Raw genomic sequence first — 18,198 nt, forward strand, 5'->3', positions numbered from 1 at the left:
AAGGTCTACTTTTCTTCCAGCCTCGCAGATTGGGCATAACGGCCGCGGCACGCTGCCCTAGCGAGGCAACATTGCCGATCAGGAAAGGCTGGGGCATGTTTGAGCCATGCTACATCCCTTCGACCCAGACCGTTTCATCATCACCGCGAATGTCCACATTCTTGGGATCGAGCCTCGAATCGAGCGCACGCTGGAGCTGCCCGTCAATCTTAACTTCGCGCAGTTCCATGAGGTTTTGCAGGCGGCGTTCGGCTGGACCGATAACCATCTGCATCGCTTCGATGTCGGCGGACTGACGATCGGCGCGCCCGAGTTCGATGATGGCGACACATATGGTCCCCGTACTATCGAGGCGGGCGAGGTGCGCATGCAGGACCTCAGCTTCCCCTACGGCGAGGACGCCAGCCTCCAAGCCTTGTACGTGTACGACTATGGCGACGATTGGCATCACCGGATCGTGCTCCGTCGCCGTATGCGTGATCCGGATGTCAGCTATCCCCGATGCATTGAGGGTGTAAGATCCGGGCCGCCCGAAGATGTGGGAGGGTACTCCGGCTACGCCGATTTCCTCGAAGCCTGGCTCGATCCCGAGCACGAGGAGCATAAGGCGGTACGGCGGTGGGCGGGTCGTAAGTTCGAACCGGAGCGGCTCGATCTCGAAGCAATCAACAAGGCGATCACGAAGGCGATGCGAGCCGCCAAGGGAAGCTATCGCTTCAGGCATCTCCGCCCATAGACGGTGCCGCAACGCTTTCAGCGAGTGTCACAACCCCTCGGTGGTGACACCACACGCTATACATGCCGGTGGAAAATGGGCCGCTTAGACGCTGATTATGATGGACGGGTAAGGTCTGCGCGTTCTGCCTTTCATCGTCACCGCTGCCCGGAACCATAGACTTGGGCGCGACGATCGAAGGCTTCGCGCGACCCCTCTAAGATTGCGCACGCCAGCTCGCAGGTCGGTGGATGATCGATTGATCCGCGGCTGACCACGGAGGCTTTGTCGTTGGTTGCCTTGAGCGCCAGGATGAGCTCGGCATCGCCCAGCACTGCAATATTGGCATTGTGCGTGACGACGATCACCTGCCGCCGCTCTTTGGCGGCTCGGATAACCGGCACGAGCGTCTTGTAGATAAACTCGCTGTCGAGATTGTCCTCGGGCTGATCGACGATTAGCGGCGCCCGGCTCTCACTCGTTAGCATGAGGGCAAGCAGCACCGATTGCTGTTGTCCGAGCGATAGCCGCTTGAAATCGCGCGGGACGTAATGCGGCGCCTGTCCGACCATCTCGACGCGCTTCGTCACATTCAGTCGCGGCAGGTCGTGAACTGCGACTGCCTCAAGTTGCGAGAGCAGTTCGGGCTCGGCGATCCGCTCGAAGAGGACATCGATCTCGCCTTTGGTGAAGATAGCTGTGTTGGTGTCATTACGCAGGGCGAGCAGCGCCTTGACGTCCTTGCGGCGGGCCTGATCGAGTAGGGCTGGCAGAGTTACCGTGTTAATGAGGGCCCGCGCCTTCAATTGCTGGAGCGTTCGCCACCCCATTGCGTCGATCAGGAGGCGCTCGGCCTCGGGGGCCAGCGCGTTGTTCTCGAACTTCAGCGAGACGAATAGGTCGGACAGGGTCGTCTTAAGTGCGGCCGACGACCGTACCGCAAAGGCAGTGCGGATCTTCGACACCTCGTCTCGAGCCGCCCAGCGCTGTCGCAACAAGCCGGTATAGTCCCGGCGCAGTCCTTCCAACGCCAGAATCCATGTCTTGAGTATCCGCACGTTCTCCCTCGCGCGGGCCTCGTCCGCCACCAGCTTCTGAATGAAGGGCATGTCGAGCCGGATGCCGTGCTTGAGAAGCTCCTGCTTCTTCGTTTCGATCTGCCCAGCGGTCTGCGCCTCCTTGCTCTTCCAAGCTGCGATCTGTGCGCGGACGCCCGCGACATATTCGGTGGTGAGCTTGCGGAGCGCCTCGGTCGAACCGGATACGGACCCTTCATAGGCTGTCGTCGTCGTCACGATCGCACTCGCCTCGGGCGCACCCACCTCGATGACTTCCTCGGTAATCGATGCTTTGATCTCGGCGGTGATCTCGGTGATGCTGGCGCTGCTCACCGCGCCTGTCAGCTTTGCGAGCGAGCGCTCGATCGCGAGGCGCGCGCGTTTTTCTCCCTCGAGCTGCTGCTGCAGTTTTATTACTTCTTCGCCTTTGTCATCCTTCAGCCGCTTCAGCTGCGCGGTTTTCAACGTCAGTTCCCGCTCGCGTTCAGGGATGCGTGCGACCCGGGCCGCCGCATCGGCGACCTTGGGATGAAGCTCGGCGAGTTGCTGGCGCACCTCGTCCTCGCGTTCGATGGCCGCCTCGATCATCATCAGCTGATCGAGGAACGTCAAAAGCGCGAGCGGGTCGTCCTGAACTCGCTTGCTGATCTCGTTGGTGGCGCCCTGCCGATAGCTTTCGATTGGAAAGTTCGTGGAGCCTGTGGCGGGGTCGTCGAGGTTCTCAAGAAAGCTGCCTTTGCTCCGCGCCAAGGTGTGGGTTTGGCCCGTTTCGTCCCGATAGAAGAGCGATAATAGGTCCGGCCACACGTCGCTGTCGATTACCGTGACGTCCTCTGTCGATCCCCCCCCGATCAGGCAGAGGCTCTCAAAGATGGTCGACTTGCCGCTCCCCCGCCCGCCGATGATGCAGGTCAGGTTCGGGCTGAACCTGATCGACGCGCCGTCGAGAAACGCGCCCTGAAATTCGACCCCCTCGACGGTGGGTACGATGGCGGGGAGCTCTTCCTCGATACGTACGCGCGTGTCAGCCGTGCGCATCGCCAGTCGCAGTCCATCGAAGCTTGGCGCTTCCATCTTGTATCGCGTGACACGCTGATCACGATTGGCGTTTCGACCGACAGCGTTCAGCGCATGGGAATCGCTGTTGAGAACGCGGGCAAGGTGTTGGGACGATCCTATGCCGAGCCGCTTGATTCGTTGATCGGCCGCGCCGCGGCGATCGGCATCACCGTCTTGGTTGGTATACAAGATCGGGCAATCGGCACGCGTGACCTCGATCCCCTCGAGCGCCGGATGGCACAAGATGTCGAGCTTCGCCGGAGTGAAGCGTGGCATGTTGCTCTCGAACGCGCCCGCTAGCTCGAGGTGGGCGATCACTGCAAAGCCACCCTCGCTCGCCAGAAGGTTCAAGCACTGGAGCATCCCGTTCTGGCAACGGCATGTGTCGGTACGACGATCGGCAATGTCGAGCCGATTGAAGAAGCGCTCCATCGCGTCATAGGTCGGCGCATAGCAGAGGAGGTGACCCTCAGGGGTCGAGAGCTCGACGCCTGGAACGACGAAGACGCCATGCTCCGCGCCAGCCGCCTGAGCGGCTGGAATATTCCCCACCTCGTTATGGTCGGCGAGGGCAATAATGGCGATGCCTTCATCGGCCGCAGCTTTGACGATGGCGGCGGGTGTGGCCGCGCTATCCTTGACGTCATGCGACGCACCATAGCTGTGAATGTGCAGATCAGCGCGAAAGAAGTGCGCGCCGTTGCTCAAGACCGTAAAGGGTTCGTCTGCCACTGTTCTATCTCCCCCAACGGCACATAACGCCAGAACGTGCGCGTTATGCAACCGACAAGATAAAGGCGTTTTTTTGTCGCTTGCCCAAACGATCACGGCACTGATTTTTGGGTAGGCGCATGGCTTATAAACGAAGGTCTGTGTTGGGGGAGCGGTAAAGCTTTGCCGAGTGTCCCTTCGTAGTCGAGGGGTTATAACCGGACGGTTTGGACCGCCGAGGGCCGAGCGAATTTCAAAGCCACAAGGGCCTAGCTACCCAATTTTGAGGAAAACCCATTGCAGATAAATCGGCGGTCGGATGTTGGGCGAGCAACGTCATCAGCTCGTCACGCCACGTCGATGCTGGAGCGACATGCCTCAGCAGGTAAGTGATGAGGACCAAGGCGTTGTAGAGCCGGGCTGGAGCATGGACTGCCGGCGGTTCGAGCGTGTTGACGAGGGCAGCTGGCTTGTAGGGCACCCGCATGCGCAGCAGAAAGCCTCGGTTCCAAAGCCGGGCGTGATGCGCGCAGCTATTTCGGACCGTGGAAAGATGCTTCAAGAGCGGCACCAGCACCGCCTCGTGTAGCCCGAGGGGCTTGGCGATGGCATTGCGCAGCGCCCGATCGCCGAGCAGCGCATACCAACGCGAGAGCTGCCCGAACGACATCATCTCCGCCACCGTCCACACCGGCGGCATTGCCGGCGTGTTATAGGTCCGACGATAATGGTCGATGTACGTCTCGGGCGAGCTTGCGACGTCGTTAGCCAAGCGGGTCAAGTTGTTGTGATACTTACCCGGATGATAGTAAAGCGCCGCATCCAGATAGCCGTGGGGGCCAAACCGCTGCGCCAACTCGTACGCCCAGCTTCCGCGCACAGCGACTTCGATCCGCTCGATTGCATCGAGCACTAGCAGCCGAAGACGGCGGTCGAAATCGTACAAGGCGGTGACGGTATCGAAGCTCGTGCCCGGTAGGAAGCGCGGGCCAGGATTGCCTTTGGGATGTTCGAAGGGCAGCCAGTAGGCGCTCAAGCGGTAGTAGCTGACATGGCGTAGCCAGTGTTCGGCCCGCGCCACGTCGGGGATCGCCATGCCTTCGGCTTGGAGATGTTGAATCTGCTGCGCGATCGTCGTCGCGGGCTTTGTGAAGGGGCGTGGCACCCGTCCTGCTTAGCAGGACAAAAAAAGACCCGCCAAGTGTGCATACCCTTACGAGCAGAGGCCTGGCGGGTTCGATTGCCCCCGAGATATGAGCGAAAACTCAACAAAGCAATAAGGGCGGGCCCTTTTTGGAGCCGTTTTCGGCAGCTACGATGGTCATCCCTCACCGAACCCAGGCGTAGAGCGATGGGCTACCGCCAAGCATGCTGATTGGCGTGGGCGTGATCCACTCGGCTCCGAGCGCTGGGTAAGGGCCGTAGAACAGGTCGCCTAGCGCGCGCCGGTAATGCGCGTTCATCCATCGCCTGCGCCGATGCTCCGGGCCATCGTGAAGAATGTGACAGCGCTGGCACAGAGCCGCTAGCTGATGGAGCGCACTGTCGCTGGGGTCATGGTTAAGGCGCGCGCAGGCCAGCACCACCGGCGTCCACGCACCGTGCGCCAAGATGTTCTCCGTCGGGCGTCGCACGCGCCGACCTTGGCCGTTGCGCCAGCAATGCCGCTTTCGGTCCCACCATCGTCCATCCCGCAGATGGAATACCCTCTGCCCGTGTGGGCGCCCGCAATGCTCGCAGTAGCCCCCTGCCCGCACGAAGCGCACATGGTGCGAGAGCTGCGGCCAGTCGATCGGGTATAGGAACACATGCTCGGGGCGGATCGGCATCAGGCTTCCCCCTCCGGCACGTCGGGTTGCGGGGTGGCCAGCATTATGGGGCCAACGCTGCAGCGGTCAGGGGTCAGTACATAGAACATGGGGTAATCGCGGATCGTACTGAACCCTTTTACGACTTGGACGGGCGATATCGGTGCCATCAAAGTTCGGCGCTAAGATGAAGCGCTGGTTGGGGAAGTAGCCCTGATCCTGCCTATGACGGAGGACGACCATGAGCGCGTATGTCGGTTTGGACGTTTCGTTGAAAGAGACAGCGGTATCGGTGCGACGGGGCGGCAAACGCATCTGGCGTGGAAAATGTGCGTCAGATCCGAAGGTTTTAGCTGATTTGATCCGCGCACGCGCGCCGGACGCCGAGCGGGTCGTATTCGAAACCGGTCAATTGTCGACGTGGTTCTACCATGCGCTCAAGGCCGATGGTGTTCCTGCCATCTGCATTGATGCGCGGCACGCGAAAGCTGCGCTGGATATGGCCGCGAACAAGACAGACGCGAACGACGCGGATGGTCTGGCGCATATTGCAGAAGTCGGCTTCTACCGAGAAGTTCGGGTAAAGGGGTTCGAGAGCATGCTGATGCGTACGCTGGTCGCGGCGCGAGATCAGATTCTCAAAGTGATCGTTCAGATGTCGAACCAGATTCGCGGACTGATGAAGACCTTTGGCCTAGTCGTGCCGAAAAGCGCTGGTGGTGCTTTTGAGGGCCATGTCCGTCGATTACTGGCGGATAATACCCAGCTTGAACGGATCGTCTTGCCGATGCTCGATGCCTGGCGAGGGTTGCGTATGCAGGCTGCTAAACTTGATGGGCAACTTCGTGCCGCCTCGCGGTTGGATCAACGATGCGCTCTACTCATGTCCATTCCTGGCATCGGTCCGGTCACGGCGTCTTCGTTCGTCGCAGCCGTGGAAGAACCTGGCAATTTCAAATCATCTCGTGCGGTAGGCGCTTGGCTTGGTTTGACGACTAGGCGCTACCAGTCCGGCGAAGTCGATTACGGCGGCCACATATCTCGTCGGGGAGATCCGCGCCTCCGCGGCCTGCTTTACGAGGCCGCTGTCGTGATCCTGACGCGTTCGACGGGCGAAAGCACTTTGAAACAGTGGGGTGTCGGATTGAGGGAACGTCTCGGCTTCAAGAGAGCAGCCGTGGCGGTCGCTCGCAAACTTGCCGTCATCATGCACCGTATGCTGCATACCGGAGAGCTTTTCGACCGGACCGCTGGCGCTGCCGTCAGCTGACAACAGCTTGACCGAAATGCCAGCCTGAGGATGCCCCTGCCGGGGCGTAGGCCGGATCATTCCGCTATGTCCGTTGCGAGAGGCGACACTGCCTGAATGCGCATAGAACATTGGAAGATCCGCTTTTACGAAAACCCATCCTGCGGCGCCAAATGGCGACCGCGTAGACGACCATGTACCGGCAGAAGCAGTCATCAGATGATGTTTTTAACAGGTAGGAAATGCGCCCGATGAAATCTCCTTGACCTCACCGCGATTAGACGACGGACCCAGTTATACGCTAACGATCGGCAGTGACGGAAAACCTACAAAATCGGGTTTCCGCCTACTCGGGCAAAGCGACAGGGTTTGCCGCACACGCTAAGCCTCGATTAATGGCCGCGCCCGTGGCTTCGGCGGTGCCATCGGAATTCATGTGATTTTTGGACGGAGATGGCATGGCGGCTTGCGACCAACCCAAGCCGTTCGTAAAGCGAACGGCGGATGGCGGCTCCGGACGGAACCCGTCATTCGACGAGGCCAAGAAGACGATCGGCGGTCGCCCGATCCTTACCACAGAGCGCGCTCGGTAATTGGTTTCGAATGGCGTCGTTCTGAGGTCACTCGGCACCAGCATCGAGCCGACTGGCGAGGGGCCGTTGTCAACTGGCAGCTATCGGGCACTTCGGTGCGGATAGCTGACGTACGTGGGCCTTTTCTGCACATTGTTTTCCGAACCGGTTGATGAACATTGGCCCGTGGCAAGGGGCCGGCTCTAGCCGGCCCCTTGCCGCTGTTCAAAAAACGGCCGTTTGTTGAACGGTTGTCATAAGCGTTTTAACCTGATTCATAGTGCGCGCCCTGTCAGCCGACAGGGATGCTGCCGAAAAGGGATAAGGGCCGCTATGAAAAAGAATCCCGTCATCTTGCTCGTGCTCGGCTTGGCGCTGCTTGCTGCTGGCGGCCTGATGAGTTTGACCGGAGGCCCCCCAAAGGCGGACGCCGCTCTTACATCGCAATGCCGTGAGCGCATAAAGGACCAGGGCTCTGACATGTTGGCGAAATGCGACGAGAAGGCTTTTGCCGTTACCATGACTGCGACCGACGCAAACTCGGCCGCGCAGGCGATCAGTGCCGCGAACAATTCCGAGTTGGGCTCGAACAGCCTATCCATGTTCCTAATCGGTCTGGGTGGCGTCCTTACTGTTGCAGGCATATTCATGCTGCGGAAGCGGTCGAGCACGGGGTTGTGATCGATCCTCGCATGAAGATAACGCTGACCTGTTCATTAGCGATGGCGTGGCTGGGCCTCGTTTCGGCCTCGACTTCAAAAGATGCCACTGCTGCCGTGCTCAATCACTGTCTCAGCGCTACGGCCAATGCTTCCACGGCCGGACAAACCGATTGCGAGGCAGCGGCGGAGCACGCTTACGATCGCCGGATGAATGTTGCTTTTGCAACCCTGGTGCAAAAGCTGCCTGCTGCCGCAGCTGAACGACTGCGCAAATCTCAACGGGGTTGGTTGGCTTTTCGGGACAGTGAGAACACGGCACGAACCGCGCTGTATGAGAGCCGGCAAGGGACGATGTACGTACCCATGGAGGCATCGGATACGACCAACGTGATCCGAGACCGCGCCCTTCAGCTCGAAGCCTACGTCCGCGTCCTGAGCATTGAATGACCGACCCGCGGCTCGACAATCCGCCCATCGTGCTACGACGGCGCCGACTTGACGAAGCAATGTTCGTGGTGGGCGGATCAGTCGCTGTGATCGCGGCGATCGGCTTTGCCACGCAGACATCCTTCCGCTTTGTTGGATTGCCGTTGGGCGGGATCGGTATGGCCGTCCTGCTCCTGGGCGTCTTGCAGATCGTGCGCCCAACGACAATGGTATTGGAGCCGGCAGGGCTGCACTACAGTATCTTGGGGATCGACCGCTTCTGGCCTTGGGAGGACATCTCCGGATTTCGCGTGGTACGTATCCGCAGCGGTAGGGCGATCGTGTTCGACGTGGCGCAACCCCGGTCCCGCACCTTCGCCATCCCCGGCTTCTTTGTAATTCGCCCGATCCCGCTTGCCGGCCTGTTGCAGCATGCACAATGTCGCTGGGCTATCGGCGGTCGCACAACCACTGATCCAGTGCCACTCATCGGGGTCGGGACATAAAAACGGGCACGGATATACGCTAATAGATCGCCGTCCGATTACGCCGATCGTGGTCGTCCCGATTGGGTGAGGAGAGCGAGAAGCCCGAAGCATTCTCAAAACGATCGCATCTTGGGAATGGCGAGGCTGGCCGAAATTCAAGCACGGCAGTTTCACAATTTGTATAGAGAAACGCTTCGGGCAATCATGCTCTATGAGCGTTCGGTCCCAACGGCCGCATCATCCTTCCACCGTGCCCTGTCTGTCGTCCTGCTCCCGATCGGTTCATTACGTCTGAAAGAGCTGCCGGTTGGACCGAAAAAGGCGCGGTCTTCATCGCCCGTTAGGTGCGAAAGGCTTACGAACCGCTGCAACGTATCGATGCGTTGCGTATCTCGGAGTAGCGGTTTGAGGCCTTGGGCACCTGACGACGCGAAGGCATCAGACGTTCTCCAGCTGATCGCGGAGCATTCCAGCGATGTCATTGCCCTGGTTGGGCCTGACATGACCTTCAGCTATATTTCTGGCTCCTCCGAGCGGTTGTTTCTCCGGTCGCCGTTTGAGGTGATCGGGCACCCTGTCTTCGAGTTCGTATTCCACGAAGATCTTCCGGTTCTTGTTGAAGCTAACCGGGTCGTAATTAGCGGCGGCTCGAATGATGCGACGGTCACAGTACGCGTCATTCGCGGCGATGGCTCCCTGCTCTGGGTTGAGGTAGCCTCAAGGGTTGTCGAGCACCTAAAATCGGGTACCCCGGGGGACCGAGCCGTCATCATGCGCGACGTATCTCAGCGCAAGGCTCTCGAAGACGAGTTGCGTGCCATGGCGATGAAGGACGGCCTTACCGGTCTTGCCAATCGCCGGGCGTTTGATGAGGCGCTTTCGGGAGAGTGGAAGCGGACGCTTGTTGCTAAGTCACAGCTGTCGCTTCTGCTTGCGGATATCGATCACTTTAAAAAATTCAACGACGCTCATGGCCATCAGGTGGGGGACGATTGCCTCCGCAGCGTGGCAACGGCGTTCCTGTCGGCAACCAGCGGCGATAAAGATGTGGTGGCCAGATATGGGGGTGAAGAACTGGCTGTCGTACTACCTAAGGCTGACCGTAATCATGCTATGGATATCGCTGAGCATATCAGGGCTGCTGTCGAGGCGCTGCAAATCCCCCATGGGGTAGAAGTAGGAGGGGTGATTACCGTAAGCATCGGCGTAGCCACCGCGCTAGCCCGTGACGGTGCCACAGCCGTAATGCCGCAGACTCTGCTGACCTCTGCCGACCGCGCACTGTACCTCGCGAAGGACGCGGGAAAAAACTGCTGCAAATCAGCGCTTCTGCTGGCGAGCTAGCCACAGCTAATTAGCTAATAGAGCTTTCGAAAACGCCCGTCCCATAAAACCTGGCTATCCCGTAAACAATCGAGAAATGGGAAGAAGTAGCTTTCTCGGACCTTATATTAAGGCGACAGTAGCTACGCCGATACCGCGAGCGTGGCCGCCCGCATCAGCTGCCATCTCGCATGTCTGAGATCGCGTCGTAGGTCACCTCGACGTCAGAGAAGATAGCGGTCGTGCCATTACCCGTTGGTGATTGCACGCCGAAGCCAATCCGAATGGGTCGGGCTCCAATATTCGGCAGCGTGAAAAGCCGCGAGAACCGCCAGGCTTCGCCATCGAGCGAATGGTGGAAGGCGACAACCCGTCCGTCGCAGTAAAGACGAAGCCAGACATGATCGCCGAGGTTAACCGGGCCGTCGGCGTCGTCCGATGTACCGCGCGTTACGACGCTGACAATCGTAGGCTCGCCGCTTGCTGACCGCTCGAAAGCGAGCTTGCCCCAATGCTGATCATCGGATTGAATGAACAGCGCGCCCGCATCGTAAGTAGCGACGAACGCCGCAGAAACCTTTGCGCGAAGCGCGAAAACAGGTTGGTCCATACTCCGTACCAGGCGGACGATGTTGTCCGAACGCCCGCTTCCGTCGGGCTTAAAGAACCAGTCGGTACGAGCGTTGGCACGAAGCCAGAACGCGTCGCCGTCGATGCCCGCCTGTCCGTGATCCCCACCCTCAACGATAAATTTGTAGAGCTCGTTCACGCCATGCTGCCTTATCTTGTAGGCGGTCCCGCCCAGGACTGCCGACGCTAATTACCATCCTGCTGCTGTTCGAACCAACGCGTCGAGCATAGCAAACGACGTAAAAAGGGGGGTCTATCCCCCACCGCCACTCGCGTAAACAACGACGCGCAAAGGGTCGAAGCCTTCCCGATTGGGATGCTGTTTTGAGATTTAATCTGCCAACTGCCAACTGCCAACTGCCAAGCGCGGTGCGTCGGATACGATCGGCGATTCGTTGGGGGCAAGGGGGGACTAATGATGCTGCGGGCCGAACGGAAGTCGAATTCATAAGGGGCTTCGCCCCCATTATCCGGTTAAAAGTGTTTGAGCTAAATAGACGACCGGAAACTGCTCAATGTGCCATGTGCTTATAATCGAAGACGAGATGCTGATCGCGCTCGATTTACAATGCCAGCTTGAGGCGTTAGGAGCCACCTCATTCTCGTTTGCCGACACCCAGACCGAGGCTATCGATGCCGCCCGAGAGCGGCGGCCAGACTTCATAACGTCCGATGTCGCATTGCTGGAGGGGACTGGCCCCCGAGCTGTCGAAACGATCCTTCGGGAGCTTGGCCCGGTCCCAGTAATTTTCGTCACGGGAACGCCGCAGGATTGCAAGCCATGCGCCCCCCCCGGTCGCGTTCTAAGTAAACCTCTTCACTCTGCGGCGTTTGCAGCTGCATTCCGGGATCTGGCACCGAATGTGACAGCTAAGCCCGTCTGAGCTTCAATTTGAATCAAAAACCTGCGTACACATGCCCGAGAAGCCCGAGGCGCGGATTTCTCAGAGGATGACGCATGATCTCGGAACAAACCGCCGACACGCCGCAATGGGGCGTCACCGACCTGCGTCGTGCAATTGAAGCGGCCGGGGTCGCGCTGTGGTCGTGGAACGTCGATACTGATCGTCTGACGATGGACGAACATGGTTTTAGCTTGTGGGGTTTGGGTGCCCAAGGCGAAATCACGTTCGAGGACTTGTCACTAAAAATCCACCCCGCTGATCGAGACCGGGTGCGCGCGGCCTTCTCAGCGACTCGCGCCCTGACCGGTGCCTACGAGACCGACTTTCGTATATTGAGCAACGACGCGGTGCGTTGGATTTCGGCACGCGGCCAAGGCGATGATTCCGGGATCGTTGGCTACGTCATGTTTGGTATCTTCCTCGACGTGACTGGTCGCAAGCAGGCCGAGGAAGCGCATGAACTTCTGGCAGGCGAGATGAGCCATCGTGTCAAAAACTTGTTAGCTATCGCATCGAGCCTGACAACGATCACGTCGCGATCGGCTACCAGCGCGGAAAACATGGCACAGGACCTTACGGCTCGCCTTTCGGCTTTGGGTCGGGCTCATGATCTTGTTCGACCGGTTATAGGCAAGGATAGAGAGGCCGCGCTTGTTGGCGACCTGATATCCGTTCTTTTGGCACCCTACGACGAAGACGGTGCTTTCTCCGGTAGGGTGCGCGTCTCCGCGCCGCGGCTTGCCGCTGGCGAGGTTGCCGCAACCAATCTGGCGCTAATCCTTCATGAACTGGCTACCAACTCTGTCAAATACGGTTCTTTATCGATCCCGACCGGCACCCTCGATGTTGCTTGCACGGTTCAAGACAACGACGTGGTGCTGGTATGGACAGAGCGCGGCGGCCCGGCCGTAGAAAGACCTGCCGAGGAAGGGTTCGGTAGCAAGCTCATGACCCGCATCGCATCGCGTCTTGGAGGCTCGTTCTCCAGCGAGTGGTCGGCCGGAGGCGTTATCATAAATTTGGCCATGAAAAAGGACCGCTTGGTGGCCTAGCGCCTTCTCAAGATAGGCGTCGAGATCCCCAGGGTTCTCTTATCTCCTCGGCATTTCTGAACCAAGACCCTGCCGACGTGGCACTTTTCCGGCGAGGTCTTTGGCTTTGCGGGCTCTGTGCATCCCAGCCGCCACTTGCTGAGACAAACAGGCCATCGGAAAGTCGCTTACCCTGCCGCCATTCCCTCCATCGCCCGTAGAGGCGCTTGCTCGAAGGTGACCGGCTTCCTTGCATCACCGTAGAGGACGGCCGAGAGCGGGGCGCGAAGCGTCGCCTTGCCAATCCGCACCGTCACCATCGTCGCATGGACGCTGCGGCTCTGTGGGAAGGTCGGGCCAGACACCCAGCGCAAATTGGTCACGGCCCGGTGGCCGCCGCCGAGACGCACGGGCAGCACGACCGGTCCCGGATACATCCCGACAGGCTTTTGCCGTATGGCGGTCAGCACGCGTCCCCGCGCGTCGCGCATCTGGATCGTCGGAAGCCCGGCCAGCGTGCAATCCGGCCCGGTATTACGGATAGATAGCTCAGTGCCTGAGTGCGACATGCCATTGAAGTCGCCATCGCGCGCGTCCAACGATAGCCGGAGCTGCGCCCCAGAGCATGCAGGCGGAGCGGCTGATGTGGGTGTCGTGAGGACCGCCTGTGCGGCGAGCAACAAACTAACGATCGGCATGCATTATCTCCAATGCGGGCAGAGTGGCTGGGCGGCGTTAATGGCGACCGGCCGTTTCCTTCTGTTGTACATAATCGTTCAAGCCGGCACCCACGAACACTCGACTGGTCGTTGCAACGACGAAACATATTTAAAAGGTATTAAGCTTTCGCAATTGGTTCCTTCGCAAATAGAGGTGAGCCCGCTGCGACGCTTATCCACAGCTCTATAGGTCGAGATGCTTGAGCGCGGCCGTCAACTGGCGTTTTATAGACATTCCACCGAGGTGTGAGTGCACGTTTTCGTAACCTTCTCGTTTTAGCTGCTCGACAACTTCGCTGACGCGTCGGCAGCGCCCCTCGTTGGCTATCTCAAATGCGCGCTCGATTGGGTTAGGCGTGTGATGAAGCATTCCGATCTCTGATCCCTGCACTATGCTGGAAACGCTATAACAGCATCATGGAAAGGCGAGAACCGAGCCTAGCCGCCGTCAGCAACGGTCGATTCCTGTCATTCTTGAAGGAGCCTGATGAGGCGGTCGACGTTGGCCGCCCCTTGGTTTCCACTCTCCAATGCCCGGCATAGCCGCTGGCCGACCTCCCTCCCGCAAACGAACATGACGTGGGAAGATCGCTCATCATCGCTGTCCGGGCCCTAGCTTGTAAACGTGCACGCTATGTGGCGGCATCCTTATCGCGCTAATTGTCATCAGTCGGCGTGACCCGGCCGCCAGCGGGAAAATAGCGGTAGAAGGTTGAAACGGACACGCCGATCGCCTCTGCCACGTCCTGCGGCCGATCGCCGGCAGCGAGCAATTTGACCGCCCTGTCCCGCTTGCGACGCGTCAGGACGGATTTACGCCCGCCACCTCCGCCGGTCTTCCGGCGCGCCGCCAGTCCCGCCATGGTCCGCTCTCGGATCAGCTCACGCTCCATCTCCGCAATTGAGCCGAGGATGTGAAAGAGCAGGCGTCCGGTATGCGTGCCAGTGTCTATCCCGTCCGTGAGCGAGCGCAGTTCGATTCCGCGTGCCGCCAAATCCGCCGCTAGATCGACCAGCCCCTTCATGGTGCGGCCGAGCCGATCGAGCTTCCAAATTACTAGCGTGTCACCCTTGCGCGCTATTCCCAGCGCTTCCGTCAGTCCCGGCCGATTGGTGCTGGCCCCGCTCGCCTTGTCGGTCGCGATATGCTCGCACCCGGCCGCGTTGAGGGCATCCAATTGCAACGCCAAATCCTGATCCGAGGTAGACACCCGAGCATAGCCAATGAGCATGACGCTCCTTTCTCACAACTCCATCTAAATTACAGTTCGTGAGAAAGCTATATTGGGAACGGGTTTTGAGAAAACGGCGACAACGGTTTCCCGGCGTTTCCGGAAAGAGGCCCTCGCAGCCTCCCTTGCTCACTAGACCTTCCCAATCGGGAAAACGGCGTCGAGTAATTAGCGGTCGCGCTTGGATCGCCTGCCTGCGCCAAATACGAGCAGCCAGAGCGCCAATGTCACCTCACCGATTAGCGTCGGGTCCATCAAGTGCGGCGACAGCATGCGGGCGAAGGCAGGCACCGCCAGATTGGCGATGCTGTTGAGAATGTAGCACGCGCCCGCCAGCGCCATCAGTGCGCCGATCGTCTTGGGGAGGAAGCCGCTGCGCCATACCAGCCAGCCCAGCATCAGGCAGTAGATGCCGAAGAATACGAGGCTCACGTCATAGCCGTCGCCGTGCACCTTGAGCGCGAGCAACGTTACCGCATCGCGTTGTGACGATCCCAGCGCAGCGAGATAGGGGGGCGCCGCCAGCAGCCGCAGGGGGACGAGCAGCAGCAGGGTATCGGCCGCCAGCACGGCAATACCGATCAGGCTGAAGGCAGCCGCCATCCGCGATACGCCGGCATGGACGGAGCGGAACATGTCGAGGAATAGTGTCGTCACCCCGACGTAGCAGGCCAGCATCGCAAGATCGGCGGCGAGGCCGGCACGGAACAGTGCTTCGTTGGCAAGGATGGAGCGGGCTGTGGCGGCGGCATCGCTACCGACGATCAGCGATCCACGTGATCCCACCTCGGCAAACAATCCGAACACGATCGTGCCAAGGTAAAGCGCGCCCGTGAGGCGTGCGGTAGACGGTGCCGGCGCAGTCTCAGCCACGTTGGACCTCGCTGAGCCAACGGGCCGCGATGACGGTGATCGCCAATGTCAGCGCCATCTCGATCACCGCCAGCACCTTGTAAAACGGTTCCGAGCCGGGAATGCTGCCCGCCATGATAGCCGTGTAGAACAGGCAGAGGACGATGCACGTCCAACGGAGTATGCGCGCGGGCAGCAGAAGCGACAGGGCCACGATGAGACTTGGAACCGCCATCATCAGTGACGTCGCCGTCAGGAGGTAAGGTGTCGCGTGGCCCAACGGCCCCATGCTGCCGTGGTTCATGTCCGCAAGCGTGCGGGCGACGTAGAGGGCAATATAGTCGCCGTAGAGGTAGCAGAACATCGTGGATGCCCAGAGCGCCGCCAGCTTTACCTTGGGCGGTGCCCGATACTCTTCCAACGCCACCTGCGCCCCCAGTCAGTGTGTTGTTATGATAACACAGCAATGCCGTTGCTGCAACGATGCGTGGGGGGGGGGGAGTGGTTTTCCCAGTTCTAGATCGTTTGTGGAAAAGTCACGATGCTTGTCAGAGCATCATTGGCGTCAGGCAACTCGCGATGCCAAGTAGCCCGATAAAAGTAATGCGCACGCCGCGATGCTGGACGATAATGGCAGGCAGTGCGAGAACGGCAATCCCGATGGCACTTGCCGTAGCGAATATCTCACGAAATCCTCGGCCCATGCCTGCACCGGCTGCATCGTTGCCAACTTCGTGATCGGTTGCACCGGTGTAGAGCAGCCACAAAATGATCGCGTTCCATAGGATGAACACCACTACCACCAGCGTGAGGCTATCACGCCAAGGTCGAATAGGTGCGGGTGGCTGATCGTTTGGCATTTCTACCCGTACCAGGGGAGCCGGCGTGAGCCTACGATTGGATGCCAAACGGTTGTCTATAAAGAACGGCGGAAATGCAGCCGCTTCCACGATGCACAAATTCGATGCACGGCGATTAGCGGGCGGCTCGATGAAATCCCGAACGTCATGGGTTTCGAGAACGGGCTGACGGCAGCGTTGCGCAGGAAACCGCCATTTGTTGAACGGTGCCACAACCGTTCAGATGAAAATGGGTTAGGTGCTGCCTCGCAGACCATCTGCGCAAACTAGTAGCGGCGTGCAGCTTCTGCCAACGAGTTAGGGACGGCCTACAGCTTAACCAGCTCAACCCGTCGGTTGGCAGCCTTGCCTGCTTCGTCCGTGTTATTCGAGACCGGGATCATGCGGCCATAGCCTTTGGCTTGGAGGCGGTCGGATTTGATGCCGGCTGCGACGAGCGCTGCCTGCACGGCCTTCGCGCGACCATCCGAAAGCGTAACGTTGTGATCGTCGGACCCGGTGTCGTCGGTGTAGCCATTGATCGCGAGCTTAAGCGACGGATCGCCCTTGAGGAGCGCGATCACAGCATCCATCTGCGGACCTGAGGTTGGCAGAAGCTGCGTCTGGTCGGTCGCGAAGTTGACGTGGATCACCGCCTTGCCGATCTGGTCCAGAGCGGTCTTAAGCTGGTCGGCGGGCAGCAGCACCGCTGTCGGCACGAACGGTTTAGTCTGCACGACGGCGAACGCACCTTGCGCCGTGTTGGTCGAATAGTTGATCCAGATGGCGTCATGCGGGCGATGGATAACCCAGGTTTCGACCGGGTCGTTATAGGCGTCCCCAAGACCAGGCGAGATCTCACTTCTGACGGTGTCGGGCAGTGCTTTCAACGTATCGTACGGTATCTTACCCTCGAAAACTTTGACCGCTCCCGCCTGCTGGAAAAGCGTCTGCATATTTTTTTGCAGCTCATAGCTGGAGAACTGCTTGTTCGGGGCGGCGTCGAGAGTGACCATGAATGTCTGGCCCTCGATGTCGTTGAAGGCCTTGCCAGTCCAGAACGGAAAATGACCAAAGCCGACTTCCTTCGGCGTATTCTGCGGCGCGTAGTTTGCGGGCCAGCCGAAGAAGGGGAATTTGCCGAGCGGCGCATTCGAGATTGGCACATTGTCGATCGAGAAATCGGCCGGCATCGGCGCTGCAGCAGGTGGAGCCGGGCTCGCTGAAACAGTCGCCGCCGTGACGTTGGTAGCTGTCGCTGTTTCCTCGACCTTCTGCTTGCGATGACAACCGACTGAAAGCAGCGCCAACGGCATCACGGCCAGAATGATCTTCCGCATGCGATCCCCCATACTCACCGAGGGGATGGTAACCCACATGGCTGGCGGGGGGCAATCGGCATCGTGAGAGCATGGGCAAGCGAACATCGGATTTCGCCGAAAGGGTAGACGCTTCTTATCGAAGACCAGGAGCTTGCCTTGACGGCGGCTGAAAGGCGCTCCCAATATACGTGTCTGACTTAAAGGGTTTGGGATTTTAGAACGTATATGCGGGCGGCATAGCGGTCCGCCATGCCTAGGTGCGCACGCTGCACCGCAACATCTCCCGGCACTGCTGCCAACTCGCGGGATTGTCGCTCGCGCAAGACAAGAAATGCCATATCTTCGGGTTCGGCCATGTTGGTGCTCCACGTGCAAGCGGGAGCCAGTCTTTGCCCTCAGTCGCCATCCTGCTCGCGGCATGATAGGTGGCGATGTCTTGCCCATACCACGAAAAAGCCCGGCGGGTTAGGCCGCGCCCCTATCTCGCTTCGTAAAGGCGAACGATTGCTTCCTACCACTTTACGTCGTTCGCGATCCGCTCCGATCGTTTCCCATATCTACTACCGTGACCGGTTTCGAGAAGCCGCGCTCATTCTC

18 protein-coding genes are annotated in these 18,198 nt (G+C 59.5%); 8 read left to right on the forward strand and 10 right to left on the reverse strand.

The window, feature by feature from the left end; all coding sequences use genetic code 11:
• The first annotated feature begins 106 nt into the window (after nucleotides 1-106).
• Nucleotides 107-736: a plasmid pRiA4b ORF-3 family protein gene (locus tag RH90_RS19065; protein WP_010188117.1), complete on the forward strand. Its 630-nt coding sequence runs from the start codon at nucleotides 107-109 to the stop codon at nucleotides 734-736.
• A 137-nt stretch (nucleotides 737-873) separates the two neighbouring features.
• Here the strand turns inward: RH90_RS19065 and RH90_RS19070 are convergent, their stop codons facing one another.
• Complete coding sequence (locus RH90_RS19070; RefSeq protein ID WP_010188118.1) at nucleotides 874-3,564, reverse strand: TrlF family AAA-like ATPase; 2,691 nt, start codon at nucleotides 3,562-3,564, stop codon at nucleotides 874-876.
• Nucleotides 3,565-3,796: 232 nt separating this feature from the next.
• Nucleotides 3,797-4,708, reverse strand: a complete 912-nt coding sequence (locus tag RH90_RS19075; RefSeq protein ID WP_010188119.1) for an Abi family protein — start codon at nucleotides 4,706-4,708, stop codon at nucleotides 3,797-3,799.
• Nucleotides 4,709-5,592: 884 nt separating this feature from the next.
• Between RH90_RS19075 and RH90_RS19080 the strand changes: the two genes are divergently transcribed.
• The 5 genes from RH90_RS19080 (at nucleotide 5,593) to RH90_RS19100 (ending at nucleotide 10,092) form a co-directional block, all read left to right on the forward strand.
• Nucleotides 5,593-6,621, forward strand: coding sequence for an IS110 family transposase (locus RH90_RS19080; RefSeq protein ID WP_029625484.1), 1,029 nt, complete (start codon nucleotides 5,593-5,595; stop codon nucleotides 6,619-6,621).
• Nucleotides 6,622-7,505: 884 nt separating this feature from the next.
• Nucleotides 7,506-7,853: a hypothetical protein gene (locus tag RH90_RS19085; protein WP_010188121.1), complete on the forward strand. Its 348-nt coding sequence runs from the start codon at nucleotides 7,506-7,508 to the stop codon at nucleotides 7,851-7,853.
• An 11-nt stretch (nucleotides 7,854-7,864) separates the two neighbouring features.
• Nucleotides 7,865-8,281: a lysozyme inhibitor LprI family protein gene (locus RH90_RS19090; protein ID WP_157134736.1), complete on the forward strand. Its 417-nt coding sequence runs from the start codon at nucleotides 7,865-7,867 to the stop codon at nucleotides 8,279-8,281.
• Nucleotides 8,278-8,766, forward strand: a complete 489-nt coding sequence (locus RH90_RS19095) for a hypothetical protein (RefSeq protein WP_037493776.1) — start codon at nucleotides 8,278-8,280, stop codon at nucleotides 8,764-8,766. Before RH90_RS19090 ends, RH90_RS19095 begins: the two co-directional genes overlap by 4 nt.
• A gap of 360 nt (nucleotides 8,767-9,126) precedes the next feature.
• Nucleotides 9,127-10,092 (forward strand): GGDEF domain-containing protein, encoded by a 966-nt coding sequence (locus RH90_RS19100; RefSeq protein ID WP_269724312.1) that lies wholly within the window; start codon nucleotides 9,127-9,129, stop codon nucleotides 10,090-10,092.
• 154 nt (nucleotides 10,093-10,246) lie between these two features.
• Here the strand turns inward: RH90_RS19100 and RH90_RS19105 are convergent, their stop codons facing one another.
• A complete protein-coding gene (locus tag RH90_RS19105) occupies nucleotides 10,247-10,840 on the reverse strand; it encodes a DUF1349 domain-containing protein (RefSeq protein WP_010188129.1) in 594 nt (197 codons plus the stop codon).
• 376 nt (nucleotides 10,841-11,216) lie between these two features.
• Here RH90_RS19105 and RH90_RS19110 point away from each other — a divergent pair, with 376 nt between their 5' ends.
• Together RH90_RS19110 and RH90_RS19115 are read left to right on the forward strand one after the other, a co-directional pair.
• Nucleotides 11,217-11,585: a response regulator gene (locus tag RH90_RS19110; protein WP_010188130.1), complete on the forward strand. Its 369-nt coding sequence runs from the start codon at nucleotides 11,217-11,219 to the stop codon at nucleotides 11,583-11,585.
• A gap of 74 nt (nucleotides 11,586-11,659) precedes the next feature.
• Nucleotides 11,660-12,658 (forward strand): sensor histidine kinase, encoded by a 999-nt coding sequence (locus RH90_RS19115; protein WP_010188131.1) that lies wholly within the window; start codon nucleotides 11,660-11,662, stop codon nucleotides 12,656-12,658.
• A 167-nt stretch (nucleotides 12,659-12,825) separates the two neighbouring features.
• Here RH90_RS19115 and RH90_RS19120 read toward each other — a convergent pair whose 3' ends face one another.
• The 7 genes from RH90_RS19120 to RH90_RS23635 form a co-directional block, all read right to left on the reverse strand.
• Entirely contained in the window at nucleotides 12,826-13,335 is a 510-nt protein-coding gene (locus RH90_RS19120) for a DUF4232 domain-containing protein (RefSeq protein ID WP_010188132.1), read from the reverse strand.
• 677 nt (nucleotides 13,336-14,012) lie between these two features.
• Nucleotides 14,013-14,588 carry a recombinase family protein gene (locus RH90_RS19125; protein ID WP_010188133.1) on the reverse strand — a complete coding sequence of 192 codons (576 nt, stop codon included), beginning with the start codon at nucleotides 14,586-14,588 and terminating at the stop codon, nucleotides 14,013-14,015.
• Nucleotides 14,589-14,756: 168 nt separating this feature from the next.
• Nucleotides 14,757-15,461 (reverse strand): DUF4386 domain-containing protein, encoded by a 705-nt coding sequence (locus RH90_RS19130; protein ID WP_010188134.1) that lies wholly within the window; start codon nucleotides 15,459-15,461, stop codon nucleotides 14,757-14,759.
• On the reverse strand, nucleotides 15,454-15,867 hold the full coding sequence (locus tag RH90_RS19135) for a DUF6326 family protein (protein WP_010188135.1): 414 nt from the start codon (nucleotides 15,865-15,867) through the stop codon (nucleotides 15,454-15,456). Before RH90_RS19135 ends, RH90_RS19130 begins: the two co-directional genes overlap by 8 nt.
• Before the next feature lie 121 nt (nucleotides 15,868-15,988).
• On the reverse strand, nucleotides 15,989-16,513 hold the full coding sequence (locus RH90_RS24410) for a hypothetical protein (protein ID WP_232280426.1): 525 nt from the start codon (nucleotides 16,511-16,513) through the stop codon (nucleotides 15,989-15,991).
• 95 nt (nucleotides 16,514-16,608) lie between these two features.
• Nucleotides 16,609-17,619 (reverse strand): OmpA family protein, encoded by a 1,011-nt coding sequence (locus tag RH90_RS19145; RefSeq protein WP_157134737.1) that lies wholly within the window; start codon nucleotides 17,617-17,619, stop codon nucleotides 16,609-16,611.
• A 179-nt stretch (nucleotides 17,620-17,798) separates the two neighbouring features.
• Nucleotides 17,799-17,957 (reverse strand): hypothetical protein, encoded by a 159-nt coding sequence (locus tag RH90_RS23635; protein WP_157134738.1) that lies wholly within the window; start codon nucleotides 17,955-17,957, stop codon nucleotides 17,799-17,801.
• Between the last annotated feature and the right edge of the window lie 241 nt (nucleotides 17,958-18,198).

Source organism: Sphingomonas sp. PAMC 26605 (assembly GCF_000241485.1).
Taxonomy (GTDB): domain Bacteria; phylum Pseudomonadota; class Alphaproteobacteria; order Sphingomonadales; family Sphingomonadaceae; genus Sphingomonas.

Bases quoted from the DNA above. Each gene is read 5' to 3' on its own strand.
- RH90_RS19100 (WP_269724312.1), top strand. From the start codon at position 9,127: ATGCGTTGCGTATCTCGGAGTAGCGGTTTGAGGCCTTGGGCACCTGAC.
- RH90_RS19085 (WP_010188121.1), top strand. From the start codon at position 7,506: ATGAAAAAGAATCCCGTCATCTTGCTCGTGCTCGGCTTGGCGCTGCTT.
- RH90_RS19080 (WP_029625484.1), top strand. From the start codon at position 5,593: ATGAGCGCGTATGTCGGTTTGGACGTTTCGTTGAAAGAGACAGCGGTA.
- RH90_RS19095 (WP_037493776.1), top strand. From the start codon at position 8,278: ATGACCGACCCGCGGCTCGACAATCCGCCCATCGTGCTACGACGGCGC.
- RH90_RS19115 (WP_010188131.1), top strand. From the start codon at position 11,660: ATGATCTCGGAACAAACCGCCGACACGCCGCAATGGGGCGTCACCGAC.
- RH90_RS19110 (WP_010188130.1), top strand. From the start codon at position 11,217: ATGTGCCATGTGCTTATAATCGAAGACGAGATGCTGATCGCGCTCGAT.
- RH90_RS19120 (WP_010188132.1), bottom strand. From the start codon at position 13,335: ATGCCGATCGTTAGTTTGTTGCTCGCCGCACAGGCGGTCCTCACGACA.
- RH90_RS23635 (WP_157134738.1), bottom strand. From the start codon at position 17,957: ATGGCCGAACCCGAAGATATGGCATTTCTTGTCTTGCGCGAGCGACAA.
- RH90_RS19145 (WP_157134737.1), bottom strand. From the start codon at position 17,619: ATGCGGAAGATCATTCTGGCCGTGATGCCGTTGGCGCTGCTTTCAGTC.
- RH90_RS19125 (WP_010188133.1), bottom strand. From the start codon at position 14,588: ATGCTCATTGGCTATGCTCGGGTGTCTACCTCGGATCAGGATTTGGCG.
- RH90_RS19065 (WP_010188117.1), top strand. From the start codon at position 107: ATGCTACATCCCTTCGACCCAGACCGTTTCATCATCACCGCGAATGTC.
- RH90_RS19090 (WP_157134736.1), top strand. From the start codon at position 7,865: ATGAAGATAACGCTGACCTGTTCATTAGCGATGGCGTGGCTGGGCCTC.